Genomic DNA, 13,659 nt, shown 5'->3' on the forward strand with positions numbered 1-13,659 from the left:
AAACCCTTACATCGACGCGTCCTGATCCTTAGGCGGTCCCTGACTGGAGCGGCGCATGGCGTTGTAGGCTTCAAGACAGATCCAGCATGCAAATACGAAAATCACAGAACCGAGCAGGAACAGAAGCAGGTTCAGTTCCGCGCCGCCAAGACCTGACCAGTCGAAAATAAGCTGACGGGCCATCGCCCAGAGTGTCATCGCGAGGACGAACACCATCGGAATAAACGTAACCAGGTAGTTTCGACCCTGATACTTCAGCCAGAGTGTGATAAGAAGCAGGGTAATTCCGGCCAGAAGCTGGTTCGATGTACCGAACAGCGGCCAGAGGAGGTATCCCCCGGAGCCGAAGCCCTGCGGTCCCTGTGGAAGAAGCGCAAGCGCTGCAGAAGAACCAACCGCAACGGTAGTGGCCACGTGCTTTTTTGTCAGCTTCTGCACTTTGTACTCAGCACCGAGCTCGGAAATGATGTAGCGCATAAGCCGCACGGCTGTATCGAGACTGGTGGCGGCAAAACTCACCACGATCACGGCGACGATTGTGGTCGCGATATCAGCCGGAATGAAAATACCGCCGGCGAGCTGCCCGGCACCCTGGATGAACGTGCCGAGACCGATATCCCCGGCCACAGCGAAGCTCGAGTAGTTGGAGAGGAAGTCACCCTGAGTGGCAAAAAACGTACCAACCGCGATGATGGTCAGGAGGGCGAGAAGACCTTCACCAACAGCACCGAGGTAGCCGACAAACCGGGCGTCTGTTTCCTTGTTCAGCTGCTTACTGGACGTCCCTGACGCCACAAGTCCGTGGAAACCGGATATGGCCCCGCAGGCAATCGTAATGAAGAGTAGCGGGAACCACGGCGTGGTCGCGTCCGCGTTGTAGACAGGTGCTGTCATTTCCGCACCGCCCATGAAAAACAGTCCCAAATACAGGATTACTAGACCTAAAATCAGCTGGTGGGAGTTGATGTAATCCCGCGGCTGAAGCAGCTTCCAGACAGGAAGGGTAGAGGCGATGTACACGTAGATCATGAGAACCACGATCCAGACGAAAAACGCCATAGCGACGCCGTTCAGACCGAACGCCACGATATTTTCCTCCCCGCCGAAGTAGCGCGGCAGATCAATCTGAAGTGCCGGTACCCGTGAGGCAACGATTGCGGCTATATACATCGTCGCAAGAGCAGCGAGTGATGGCAGCAGCATATTCTTGCTCTTTTTGTACACCAGGTATCCGATCCAGATCGCAAGCGGGATCTGGATGAATACCGAGAGCACCGCGGATGGAAACAGGATAAACAGGTTCGCAATAACCCAGGCAAACACGGCGTTCACCATGAGAACGAGAATTAAGATGATAAATAAGAACAGAATTTTGGCCCGCTGGCCGATAATCTTGTTCGCAAGCGTCCCGACCGACTGTCCTTTATTTCTGACCGACAGGACGAGGGCTCCGAAGTCATGCACCCCGGCAGCGAACACCGTCCCGAGCACGACCCATAAAAAGGCTGGTCCCCAGCCCCAGTAGATGGCGATCGCCGGTCCGACAATCGGTGCCGCTCCGGCCACGGAGGTGAAGTGGTGACCCCAGAGGATAAATTTGTTCGTCGGCACGAAGTCAACGCCGTCCTTATACCGGTGCGCCGGTGTTACGTAATCCGGATCGAGGCGATAGATCCGCTCGGCTATGAATCTCGAATAATAGCGGTAGCCGAGAAAGAATACTACCATACCGGCAAGTGCTAAGAATATACCGTTCATGATCATTCCCCTTTCTGGTTTCTCTATTTTTGGCCTGTCAGATTATAGGTAAGCGCTTACAGACCGCTACCTCTATTATTTTCGATTTATTCTAAATAATCAAACGGTAATTGTCGGAAAGAGTAAAAAAATCTAGGAAGCGCATACTAAAAGAGAAATTATGGAAAAGGAGCGTGAAGAAAGTGGCAGAAAAAAAGCAGAACAAAGGAAGATGGATGACCTGGCGGGGCTTTCTTGTCGTGGCGATGACGTTATCTGTAAGCACAAGTCTGATGGTGATCCTCCCTGAAAATGAACATATGCACCGCATCACCGGCTGCATCCTCCTGGCAGGCTTCTCCTCCATCAGCCTCCCCGGCGCAGTCAAAGAAGTCCGCCCCCGCCTGTACAAAGGCCTGATCAAACGCTACGGTGACTGGCTCGAAGGCGGAAAAAAAGAGCAGCGGGATATCGAGCTGTAGAGAAGCGGCGTGTGGGAAGTGCCAGGTGCCATGTGAGTGCCATGTGGGGACGGTTCTCGCTTGGCATTTTTCAGCTTCAATTCTTCCAACTACTTCTATTAAAATCCAACAAAAGCCGGACGCCACCTGGTGTCCGGCTTTTGCACTTGAGCCAGCAATTATGTCACGCGAGAACCGTCCCCGCTTCGCAAAAGGGTTAACGTATCCAATTTAGGGTAGATATTCCATAACAGGACGTAAAAGGAGGGTTTTTGTTGGGTAAACGTAAGTACGTTTGGATCTTAGTCATCGCGATCCTCGCAACCATGTTTATTGTTATGCCGCTCTTTAGAGCGCTCGGAATCCCAACCTACGCAGATCTGCTCACCTACATGTTCGGCGATCCTGACGGGGCAGGGGTCTGGAACGGCACCATCCTTCCGATTGCTTTTTCAGTCGCTCTTATGGCAGCCATCATTTTCATCGTAGTCATGGTGGAGAAGAAATTCACAAGCATCAGAAAAGAACACCACGAGTAATGCAAAATGGGGACGGTTCCACTTTGCACCCAGCTCAGCAAAATGCCACACAAGAACCGTCCCCACTTCACAAAAAGAGCACCAGCGGCCAATCGCCCCTGGTGCTCTTCCACGTCTATTTTACTGCGCTACCGCCGAAACCTCTTTCAGCAGCTTATACTTCGCCGACACCGTTCCCGGTGACACGCCGTACTTATCGGCCACCTTCTTCTGGCTCAGCTTCAGCGCTTCCACGTGCGTCTCCTGGCGGATGTAGTACTCAAGCGCCGCCGAGAACACCGCAGGCTTCGTGATCCGCGGCTCGTTCGCTTTCACAAACTCCGACCAGACGCGGCTGGCGAGAAGGGTCACCGCATATGGAATCGGCTCGTCATTGGTCTCCTCCATCATCTGATGGAACACGTCGTGGTACGGCCCTTTCACGTAATCATCCTCAATCCCCTGGACGAGGCCCGTCAAAAGCCCGCCGAGAATGTGCAGCGCAGCCGGATAGCTCCGCGTCAGAAGCTCCCGGTCCGACAGCCGCCCTTTTTCACTGCAGTAGAGCCAGAACATCTTCCACTCTCTGAAAAAGAGATGATGGAAGTCTTCCGGAATAATCATCACATCAGAGCCAAGCGCATACCCGGACAGGGTCGGATACAGATACCCAATCACCATGTCTCCTTCACTCAGCTGCTTGGCGGCACCCGTCATCTCAATCCGGATCTCCGCCCGGTCAAACTGCTCTACGATCGTCATCGTATTTCCGGCGATCAGCTCAGCCTTATAAATCCCCGGACGAATCCGCTCCCACTGGGCGAGAAACGTCTGAAACGCCTCGGAATATTCGTGCTTATGCTCGTCAATAAACGCCTGCACGATCGTCCGGCCGTCCACCGCATCCACGTTGAAAAGACTCCACAGACTCAGACTCTGCACGAACGCCTGCTGGTCGTCTTTTTTCAGCACACGCAGCTCGCTCACATCGTTCCAGATCCGCTCCTGAAGCTCTTCTTCATAGGGCTTGCTGAACGCCACCACACGGGGAAGAAACTGCTGAAAGTCCTTCTCGTCACGGATCGTTGTCGAAGCAGCCGCCTGGCGCCCGCTGCAGCACTTCTTATATTTCTTCCCGCTCCCGCACACGCACGGGTCATTCCGTTTTACTTTAGCCATAACCTTCGATTCACCTCAAATAACGTCTAACAGCCCGGCGCCCCACAAGACGTCCGGACCTCTCTTGAAAATTACCACCCTCTATCATACCACGGGGAAGGGATCGGGTAAAATTGACCATAAAATGAAACCTGAATGTAATGCTTTATGGTTAGTTTCGGAAAACGAAGAAACGGGAAAATCTCCGTAAAAGGGAAATAGACCCAATAATAGAAGATAGAACCTCAAAAGCAGCTTCCGTGACGCGGAATATAGATTCTTTTCTGTTAAATCGTGATCGTAATAGGAGGGAGATATATGAAAAAATCCGTACTAACCGCCGCACTGAGTACTACACTCGTCATTGCTGCATGTGGAGATGCTGAAGACACTGGCGTAACAACTGAAGGCAACGGTGCTGATGTGCTGGAGGATGGTCAGGAAACGGACGATACCGAGGAAGAGTCCCCTGAGGATCAAGACGACAGCGAAACGAGTGAACCTGATCATGACGAAGAAGACGCAGACGACCTAATCGAAGATGAGTGGGGAACAGAGGTAGGGGAAACCATCGAAAATGAAGGCGGCTCCTTTACCCTCGTAAACCGTCTGGACGGGATTGAGCCGATGGAATCAGGACCGATCGTCATGAACGTTGAACAGATTAACGTCATATCCGCTCAGTATGAAGGCGAACTTGCCGAATCCATGGCGACAAATGAGGCCGACTACATTCAGGTGGATATGGCTGTAGAAAATACAGCAGACGCTGACCACATATTCAATGCCGCTCAAGGAACACTCGTCACCAATACAGGTGAACAGCTTGAAGCTGATTTGTGGATGTCTGATCCGATCCCGGGAGATATCATGTCCGGTGCAACCCTCTCCGGCAGTGCCTTTTATGTACTGGAAAGTTCAGCTGCTGAAGACATTGAATGGGTCCGGATCCAGTGGTCTGCACCGCAGGATGAAGACTGGGAGGATGTAGGAGAAGAAATTGACGAGCAGTTTGAACTGGACTAACCATACTCGTAACGTCACTCTGTGGAGTGGCGTTTTTTCTTTGTTTAGCATTTATAAAATGGGCGTTCTGTGTTAAACGAGCCCCAGGGTTATTTGTGTTTTTTTGGTGGATGAGCACTTGGATGGTCTGTTCTGCTTATGACGGTTATTAAGATTGGAACTTTAGGGGCAAATGCCAAATTAATGGCATAGCATATCATAATTTCTTAATAAGAAGGTGGAAAAATATGTATTACTTCCCTTACCGTCAAGAGTGGTCCTCAGTATTAGAACTGTTAAACCAAAGTTTGTTTGGTGAAGGAATGGTTTGTTCCATGACTACACAATTGTTTTATATTCCAGCTACTGCGGGATTAGAGGGAAATCCCGAATTGCACCGGCACCTTATACCAGCTTCCTATCATCGTGTAACCGCAGTAGGTTCTGTTTACCGGCTGCAAAACGGAGAATTCGATGAGTCCATTATTCAAACGCTGATTTCATGTGTGAATAAAGGTCTTCAGGAAGATCAGGAAGTAATGAGATGGCTGCAGGTAATGAGAGACAATGCACCTGAAGAATTTGAATCATTTATCGAAAACATTATCAATTGGCAGCAGCGAACCGAACAAACCCTATCCGCTGCCAAACAACTCATTGAACAAATGGGGTATGATACTGAAAATCAGAATGATATCTACTATTAAAAACAACAGAATTCCCTGCAAACATAATCGTGTATAAGGCTGGTTAGAAGAAAGGGAGCCTCCTCTTTTGAGACTCCCTTTGCCGGAAAGAGGACTGTTTAGAAAAAACTTCTGCGTCTTCGACTTAAGAGGAAAATAGATGTGATTAAGAAAAACGGAATAAAGACTCTGCTGAACGGGGAAGTGCGAAGAAACATTCCTCTTCTTTGGTTAACACCGTCTGCAATTCCTCGAAAAACCTGCCCGGTGCGACCTCTTACTTCTACCAAATTTCCTTGATATGCCATGGCTAAGCGCTGTATAGTAACCTCCATACTTGTTCAATAGTGTATTTGGTATGACCCCTTGATAAAAGTCTATGTTTCACTATGAAAAATGTTTGGACAGAAAAATAATTTGATGAAAACTCCTACATAAAAGTTCGGAGATTTAGCCCTTAGAGTTGTTGCGGGGAGTGTTAATAAATGTGTGGATGCTGCCACTATGAAAGTTTATGTCATAGACCCCTCGGAGTTTTATTAGACCGGCCTTTTCTCTCTCAACTCCGTTTATGGTACAATCAGTGGCAGACCAAGTGAGCGGAAGGGATCGAAGAACGATGACGACACACACACCTGTAACGAAAAATCAGACCGTGACCCTCTCTTTTGAGGATCTGACCCACGACGGCGCCGGCGTGGCCAAGCTCGACGGCTACCCGGTGTTCGTGCCCCGTGCGCTGCCGGGGGAGACCGGCACGGCCAAAGTGGTAAAAGTAAAGAAGAATTTCGCCATCGGCCGCCTGCTGGAGCTGACGGAAGAAAGCACGAACCGCGCCGAGCCACCGTGCCCGATCTTTAAGCGCTGCGGCGGCTGCCAGCTCCAGCACCTCGACTACGAAGGGCAGCTGGCGTATAAAACGAAGCACGTGACCGACGTTCTCGCCCGGATCGGAAAAATTGAAGACGTGACTGTCCACTCGACACTCGGAATGGAAGAACCCTGGCGCTACCGGAACAAAGCCCAGGTCCCTGTCGGCGAGCAGAACGGCGAAATCGTTGCCGGCTTCTACGCCGAACGAAGCCATGAAATCGTCGACATGCCGAGCTGCGTAATCCAGAACGAAGAAAACGACCGTGTCGTCCAGCTCGTTAAAGGCCTGGCCAAAAAGTACGGCATCCGCGCCTACGACGAGAAGAAGCACAAAGGCACGCTCCGCCACATCGTCACCCGCCACGGCAAAACGACCGGTGAACTTATGGTCGTACTGGTGACCCGCGGCAAAGAGCTGCCGAACAAAAAGAACATCGTGGAAGAGATTCGCGAAAACCTGCCGGAAGTCAAATCGATCGTCCAGAACATCAACCCGAAGCGCACGAACGTCATATTCGGGGACAAAACGGAAGTGCTCTGGGGCGAAGAGGTGATCTACGACTACATCGGCGACATCAAGTTTGCCATCTCTGCCCGTTCGTTCTACCAGGTGAACCCGGTGCAGACGAAGGTGCTTTACGATAAAGCACTCGAGTATGCGGACCTAAACGGAGACGAAACAGTGATCGACGCCTACTGCGGCATCGGCACAATCAGCCTGTTTCTGGCACAAAAAGCGAAGCAGGTGCTCGGCGTGGAGATCGTCCTGGAAGCGATCTCGGACGCGAAAAACAACGCAATACTCAACGGCCTCACCAACACCGAGTTCGCCGTCGGCGAAGCGGAAAAAGTGATGCCGTGGTGGTACGCCCAGGGCGTGCGCCCCGACGTCATCGTCGTCGACCCGCCGAGAAAAGGCTGCGACGAAGCGCTGTTGGATGCGATTGCAGATATGAAACCGAAGCGGGTGGTGTACGTATCGTGCAACCCGGCAACCTTGGCCCGGGATCTTCAGTATCTGGAGGAAAAAGGGTTTAAGACGCAGGAAGTACAGCCGGTGGATATGTTTCCGCAGACGACACATTGTGAAGCGGTAGCTAAAATTGAACTAGTATAACTGAAAGAGCCTGTCCTTTGGTGGATGAGGCTCTTTTTAAAATGACACTGCTTGAGGAGATACGTCGATTTTCCAGTAATAAGAACAGAGTTGATGAGTAATGTGTAAACTCTAATAGAACAGCAAAAGGTGTCAGACCCTATAGTTAAGAGGGTTCTGACACTTTTTTAGTTTTCACATGCGGAAAGTGCCAGGACTCATCGCATTAATGCTTCATCAAAGTGGGGGCATATACAATCTTTCTACTTACTTCATTTTAATTCGAACCGGATGGATCTTCTTTTTATCCTGCGTATCATCTGTCTTCTGTGTAAGAATGGTTTTTCGGTTTTCTTTTTCCAAAGCCGTTCGTTTCATTGAACTTGTTGCATTGTGGAGCATCTCCCCCATATCACGAACGGACTCAACTAATGGATCAACAGATTCCATTTTTCCTTTTACATCAACTGAAATTTTGTTGGCTTCATGTATTAGCTCCTCTGCCTCATCTGTAATGCTGTTTACAGATTTCCTGGCGTCTGACAGCGTCTCCTTTGTTTCAGCCAGTGTTGCCATTAGTTTTCGTAATGTCAAAATCAAAAAGAAGACGAGAAAAACAAATGCAACAGCTGCAATGCCAACACTCCATTCAATCATTAAGACCACCTCCCTTCCCCCCTCAGTCTATGATGGGGGAGGTTTGGACATTCCGTATTAAAACACTTGTTAGTATGAAAATGTTCATTTTTTCTACTCTATAACCAACATTCCATGAAAATCACGGCTTACCCGTGTGGCCAACTGCATCGGAGGGGGCAACAAATATGAACCAAGAAACAGTACCTAAATGAACAGATATGAAAATGGGAGCAATGGAAGAACTCTATCAGCAACCGAGGCAAAACAAAGACTATCAAGTGATGGATTTTGATGATCTGTGAATATGATCGCCGAAAATCCAACCGGTTGGAACGATTATAAAAAAAGAGTTTATGGTACTGTTAACGCTTTAGATTTGAATTCAACCTTTTTAAACGAGAAATTGACAAAAGGTTTTTTCATATGAAGGTAAATTGGAGTAAACTCCACTATTAAAGCATAATGGTTGGGTATAGACTAAAGTGGAGCACGTACTCAATATATTAAAACCTAATTCTTTTTATAAGTTGCCGCCATCTCATGTATGACCCCATGCACTCCACACATGTGGAGGTAGTGTCGCAGACAATTCGCGTGGACAATTAATCCAATTCATCGAACATGTAGAACCGGTAAAGCACCGTTGGTTCTCCCTTTTTGCTGACTTCAATCCGCTCGACAAAGTACTGAAGCATCGGAGGAGTCACCTCTTTAAATGGCTCGAACCGGGCGAGGAGCTCCTTCAGCCGGTCCAGTTCGTGGTTTAGAGGGTCTTCCTTCAGGGCTTCTTGAAGCTCATGCTGCTTTCGCTTCATTTCTTTAACCCTGAATTCTGCCTCATCTGATACTTCCCTGTACTCCGAGTGGCTGATAATATCGTCAGCGAGCATTTCGATGTATTTCTTTCGTTTGTTTTTTAGGGTTTCAAGTTCCTCTAAAACCCCCGTCATGACGGATTTATTTGCTTCCCGGCGTTCTTCTTCACCCTGCCTGATTTTGTTCAGGTACTCCTGGTCTAAAACGAACTCGTGAGCTTTTTTTATATCTAAAAGTACCTTTTTTTTAAGCACATCTTCCTTCACTGCGTGAGAGGTACAGGCAATCTTACCGTGACGGCCATAACTGCCGCAAATGTAACCTGCCCGGTTCTGGCGGTACCACATTCCAGAGCCGCAATCGGCACAGTAAAGAAGGTTGGTGAAGAGATGGAGCTGAACTTTGGTCCGGTTCCGCTTTCTGGTTTTCAGCAGTTTCTGCACAGCCTGGAAATCAGAGCGGCTGACGAGTGGAGTATGAGCATCCTTTTTGATGAGATGTTTCTCTTCAGGCACGCTCTCTCTCGCATCGGAAGTTACACTTCTGGTCGTTTCCCTGTGCTGGACGAGGTCGCCGGTGTAGTGAGGGTTGGTCAATATCTTCCGGATGGTTGACCCCTGCCAGAATCGGCCGGCATTCATCTTCCCCGCTTCCTTGGCCGGTGTGGGAAGACCCTCGTTGGATAAGGTGCGGGCAATTGAGTCGAATCCCATCCCGGAGAGGTACATCCTGAAGATGCGCCTCACTACTTCCGGCTTATGGTCATCGGCTGGTACAAGCGTCTTACTGACCACCTGATAGCCATAAGGGGGATTAGACCCCATAAACTCGCCCTTTCTTGCGCCGGAAATAAGTGCTGCCTTTATCCGTTCGGATGTCCGCTGGGATTCCTGTTCGTAAACCCAGGCGTAAAGACCGAACATGTGGATGTTGCCTTCGATGGAATTGATGGCATTATCGTACGTGACGATATGAACGCCATTGTTCTCGGCAATGTCCTTGATTTCATACGACAGCTTCCCGTTCCGGGCAAGCCTGGACAGTTCCTTTGAGATAATGACATCGAAGAGGCCGGCTTTGGCGTCTTCAATCATCTGCTTCAGGTTTTTCCGCTTCTTATCCTTCGTACCACTCTCCACGTCAATGTAGAACTGATGCAAAATCCACCCCTTATCCGCAATAATGTTGTAAAAATAACGCTGCTGGTTCACCAGGGACGACTTCTGTTCTTCCCTGTCCGTCGACACTCTGATGTACACTGCGCATTTCAAATCACCTCAACTCCGTTCCGTTGAGGTGTAGTGGGTTTGCCTAGGAGCATTATTGACCCAAAGTTAGCCCCGTATCCATGAATTTACTGAGGAGACAGATTATGTGGTGGGCGATAGTAAAAAAAATTAAAATACAGATTCATAATCAGTCCTAAATTGTAAGTTAACAGATGTCCAGAAGTTAACCTATCCTAACGTAGGAGTTCACCATAAAGCGCATTCGAAATTGTGAACATAAATTAATAGGTAGGAGATTTCTGAACTTCATCCTGTACTTTGCTTTCTCAGTATTCAATAATATCCAATATTAAAATAATCGAAAATATAGAAAATTAAGTATTTTATCTTGTTTGATTATATGGTTTTCTGGTATAATTTGGGTGTGTTTATAATAAAATGACAGTATTTGAAGGTGATTTTTATGTCTCAGGCATCGGAAAGAGATGGTGGCTATTATGCAGTAAAAGGATTTATCTACCAATTTGATTTAACAATCCTAGAAATACTTAATCATCCATCCTCAAAAATTATGTTTGAGTTCGAGCAGGATATAAACTATGAAAAATATGTAATACAAGTTAAGCACAAAGAAACGCAAACGTTTACCAACAGTGCAATAAAAAAACCTGTTATTCAATTACTAGATGCGTTCGTTTTAGACAACAATAAGAAGTTCGCTTTGTATTGCTATTTCAAAGACAAAGAAGTAGGAGAAAAAGTATATGATTTGATTGAATTCAATAAATTACTTGGAAAGTCACAAAATAAGTATAGTGAAGAATCAAAAAAAGAATTCATAAAAAACTTCAAGGTTGTTTTCAAGGAAGACTATAACCGTCAGTTCGAGATAGTACTAGACAAAATAAGACAAGAGTATGAACTTGCAAGCAAAGAATTAGCGGTAATTTATCATATGATAATTCATTCTTCACTATTAAAATTAGCTATAAGAGAGAAGAAGGAAAGATATATAGATAAGTCGGTATTAGATGAAATGTTTCATAAAACTTCAGGAGTTATATTTCAGCATGCATATAGAAAACATTTGTCTAAAGAGAGATATGAAAAGGAGATTAAGAGGCTCTATTTTTCTCCACGCACTCAAAGTAGAAGACCTCGAGAAAGATTATTCATTTTAGAATGTGACAATCTTACAAGCAATAGTAGAATTGCAGATATTGTTTATAAGATTATTGAGAAATATTATAAAAGCCCTAAACCTCCATACGTATTACTTAGGAACCTTACTGAAACAAACTTAATTAAATTGAAGAGTCAAATCATTAATGAGCAATGGCCGATGTATTTCAATGATGGTTCTTTTTTTTATGGTGGCGAAATAAGTGTTGAATCTATTGTTAGTAGGGACAAGCGATTTGATGATATTACATTTGTAATCTTTTTAAATCAAGATAATCTTAATACTATCTTAGAAAGAATTAGTATAGCTGAAGTTTATGAATTTTTCATCGATAATCCCATTGTCGCTAAAGAAGAACACTCCACGAGTATCCAGATAAGTGATACCAGCCAGATTATTAGATTGTTAAATTAAAAAAGGAAGGTGCTTATTTTGTTTACACTAAATAAATCAGCAAAAGTTATATCAGTTCTTCCTAATAAAGTAAAGGTAGAAGTTCAAAACTTAGAGGATTTTCATAAAGACAGTATGGAGAAAGTTGCTTTAGGTTCGTATTTAAGAGTTTCGGATGAGAAAGAATGTTCTCTTATTGCGATGGTGGAAAATTTTACAATTGAAGAAAATAGGGATAAACCAGGTGAACCAAAGTATATTATCGAAGCTACCCCAATGGGGTACTTAGATGTTGAAGGATTATTCCATCGTGGAAATTATAGCCTAACCATTCCGCCGACTGGGGTAGAGTTAGCTAAAAGAGAAGAAATAAAGAAGATATATGCTACAGGTAAGGAAGAAGCTAGATTTTGCTTTGCGAAGCTAAAGCAAGATGAGATTACTAGTGTACCTGTTGATGGGAATAAATTTTTTAATAAGCACATCGCTGTTGTTGGTTCAACTGGTTCAGGAAAGTCGCATACTGTGGCTAAAATAATTCAGGAAGCCAGTAATGTTAAAAGTTTTGAATATGATGGATTAAACAATTCTCATATTGTGATATTTGATATACATTCGGAATATAAAACTGCATTCCCTAAGTCCAATTATATTAATGTAGAAAGCTTATTTTTGCCTTATTGGCTAATGAATGGAGAAGAACTAGAAGAAATATTTGTAGAAACCGGTGATAATAACGCATATAATCAAATATCACTGTTAAGAGATGTAGTCACAAAGAACAAACAATATCATAACGACAATAACAAAAATATAACATTTGATACACCAGTGCCTTTCTCTATTGAAGAGGTTGTAAGGTGTATTATTAACTTAACAAATGAAACTGTAGATTATAATGACGTCACGAAAGTCACAGTAGATGATGATGAAATTAATTCTCTTATCAATGATGATGATAAATACAAACACTACTTTGAAAAACAGATGAAGTTTAAAAAATTAGCAAATAGAAGCGTGTCACGAGGCACTTATAATGATAGTGACAGAAAACTGGATAAAATGATATTTAGAATGAAAGGAAAAATTAATGATAATCGATTAAAATTCTTATCCTTAGGCGAAAAGGTTAATGAGTTTGATATTCAATTTGTTAAGGTTCTTGAAAATATTATAGGTTACAATAAGGAAAAAAAGGCAAATATTTCTATTATTGATATAAGTGGTGTTCCTTTCGAAGTGCTAAATATCACTGTTTCTTTAGTATCTCGCCTTCTCTTCGAATACGGATATTTTTTCAAAAAGTACTATGAGGAAAGAAATGAATTAACAGACACTGAAAAAGAGGATTATCTACCATTGATGCTTGTTTACGAAGAAGCACACAAATATGTCCCCAAAAGCTCTGAAGCGAAATATAAATCATCCCGTATTTCTATAGAAAGAATAGCAAAAGAAGGCAGAAAATACGGAGTAACGGCTATGATTGTTAGTCAAAGACCTTCAGAAATATCTGAAACTATTTTTTCTCAATGTAGTAACTTTGTAGCAATGAGGTTAACTAACCCTGAAGACCAAAACTATATAAAAAAGCTATTGCCTGATAGCCTTGAGGCTCTTACAGCGTCTATATCTACTTTGCAAAGAGGCCAAGCAATTCTTACAGGTGAAGCAATAATAATGCCATCATTAGTCCAGATAGACCCTTGTATTCCAGCTCCATCTTCTAGTGATATTAGATATCTTGAAGAATGGAAAAAACCTTGGATAGATGCGCAACTGCCAATAATCACCAAAAAATGGAACAAGAATTAGAAACAAGGATATAACTTAAACTTTTTAAGGACTAAATTTGAAAAATTTAG

General features: G+C 45.1%; 11 protein-coding genes. 7 read left to right on the forward strand and 4 right to left on the reverse strand.

Translation table 11 applies throughout. The features are described 5' to 3' along the window. Positions 1 to 6: 6 nt before the first annotated feature. Complete coding sequence (locus tag CR205_RS12890; RefSeq protein ID WP_110520447.1) at positions 7 to 1,758, reverse strand: carbon starvation CstA family protein; 1,752 nt, start codon at positions 1,756 to 1,758, stop codon at positions 7 to 9. Between the two features lie 182 nt (positions 1,759 to 1,940). Between CR205_RS12890 and CR205_RS12895 the strand changes: the two genes are divergently transcribed. Continuing rightward, entirely contained in the window at positions 1,941 to 2,219 is a 279-nt protein-coding gene (locus CR205_RS12895) for a hypothetical protein (RefSeq protein ID WP_110520448.1), read from the forward strand. Between the two features lie 254 nt (positions 2,220 to 2,473). Next, complete coding sequence (locus CR205_RS12900) at positions 2,474 to 2,737, forward strand: hypothetical protein (protein ID WP_110520450.1); 264 nt, start codon at positions 2,474 to 2,476, stop codon at positions 2,735 to 2,737. Between the two features lie 120 nt (positions 2,738 to 2,857). Here CR205_RS12900 and CR205_RS12905 read toward each other — a convergent pair whose 3' ends face one another. Further along, a complete protein-coding gene (locus CR205_RS12905) occupies positions 2,858 to 3,895 on the reverse strand; it encodes a YecA family protein (RefSeq protein WP_110520452.1) in 1,038 nt (345 codons plus the stop codon). A 297-nt stretch (positions 3,896 to 4,192) separates the two neighbouring features. On the opposite strand from CR205_RS12905, the gene CR205_RS12910 reads away from it, so the two are divergent. The 3 genes from CR205_RS12910 to rlmD all read left to right on the forward strand — a co-directional run bounded on the left by CR205_RS12910 (position 4,193) and on the right by rlmD (position 7,555). Further along, a complete protein-coding gene (locus CR205_RS12910; protein WP_110520454.1) occupies positions 4,193 to 4,900 on the forward strand; it encodes a hypothetical protein in 708 nt (235 codons plus the stop codon). A 314-nt stretch (positions 4,901 to 5,214) separates the two neighbouring features. Continuing rightward, entirely contained in the window at positions 5,215 to 5,586 is a 372-nt protein-coding gene (locus CR205_RS12915; protein WP_236634814.1) for a hypothetical protein, read from the forward strand. Between the two features lie 598 nt (positions 5,587 to 6,184). Further along, positions 6,185 to 7,555, forward strand: coding sequence for a 23S rRNA (uracil(1939)-C(5))-methyltransferase RlmD (gene rlmD / locus CR205_RS12925; protein ID WP_110520460.1), 1,371 nt, complete (start codon positions 6,185 to 6,187; stop codon positions 7,553 to 7,555). A gap of 246 nt (positions 7,556 to 7,801) precedes the next feature. Here the strand turns inward: rlmD and CR205_RS12930 are convergent, their stop codons facing one another. Both CR205_RS12930 and CR205_RS12935 read right to left on the reverse strand, forming a co-directional pair. Further along, entirely contained in the window at positions 7,802 to 8,191 is a 390-nt protein-coding gene (locus CR205_RS12930) for a DUF948 domain-containing protein (protein ID WP_110520462.1), read from the reverse strand. Between the two features lie 584 nt (positions 8,192 to 8,775). Beyond that, positions 8,776 to 10,260, reverse strand: a complete 1,485-nt coding sequence (locus tag CR205_RS12935) for a recombinase family protein (RefSeq protein WP_110520464.1) — start codon at positions 10,258 to 10,260, stop codon at positions 8,776 to 8,778. A 421-nt stretch (positions 10,261 to 10,681) separates the two neighbouring features. Between CR205_RS12935 and CR205_RS12940 the strand changes: the two genes are divergently transcribed. Next, positions 10,682 to 11,815 carry a hypothetical protein gene (locus CR205_RS12940; RefSeq protein WP_110520466.1) on the forward strand — a complete coding sequence of 378 codons (1,134 nt, stop codon included), beginning with the start codon at positions 10,682 to 10,684 and terminating at the stop codon, positions 11,813 to 11,815. An 18-nt stretch (positions 11,816 to 11,833) separates the two neighbouring features. After that, complete coding sequence (locus tag CR205_RS12945; RefSeq protein WP_236634816.1) at positions 11,834 to 13,609, forward strand: ATP-binding protein; 1,776 nt, start codon at positions 11,834 to 11,836, stop codon at positions 13,607 to 13,609. Positions 13,610 to 13,659: the final 50 nt, after the last annotated feature.

It is taken from the genome of Alteribacter lacisalsi (genome assembly GCF_003226345.1).
Lineage (GTDB): Bacteria > Bacillota > Bacilli > Bacillales > Salisediminibacteriaceae > Alteribacter > Alteribacter lacisalsi.

Bases quoted from the DNA above. Each gene is read 5' to 3' on its own strand.
- CR205_RS12890 (WP_110520447.1), bottom strand. From the start codon at position 1,758: ATGAACGGTATATTCTTAGCACTTGCCGGTATGGTAGTATTCTTTCTC.
- CR205_RS12905 (WP_110520452.1), bottom strand. From the start codon at position 3,895: ATGGCTAAAGTAAAACGGAATGACCCGTGCGTGTGCGGGAGCGGGAAG.
- CR205_RS12910 (WP_110520454.1), top strand. From the start codon at position 4,193: ATGAAAAAATCCGTACTAACCGCCGCACTGAGTACTACACTCGTCATT.
- CR205_RS12915 (WP_236634814.1), top strand. From the start codon at position 5,215: ATGACTACACAATTGTTTTATATTCCAGCTACTGCGGGATTAGAGGGA.
- rlmD (WP_110520460.1), top strand. From the start codon at position 6,185: ATGACGACACACACACCTGTAACGAAAAATCAGACCGTGACCCTCTCT.
- CR205_RS12930 (WP_110520462.1), bottom strand. From the start codon at position 8,191: ATGATTGAATGGAGTGTTGGCATTGCAGCTGTTGCATTTGTTTTTCTC.
- CR205_RS12940 (WP_110520466.1), top strand. From the start codon at position 10,682: ATGTCTCAGGCATCGGAAAGAGATGGTGGCTATTATGCAGTAAAAGGA.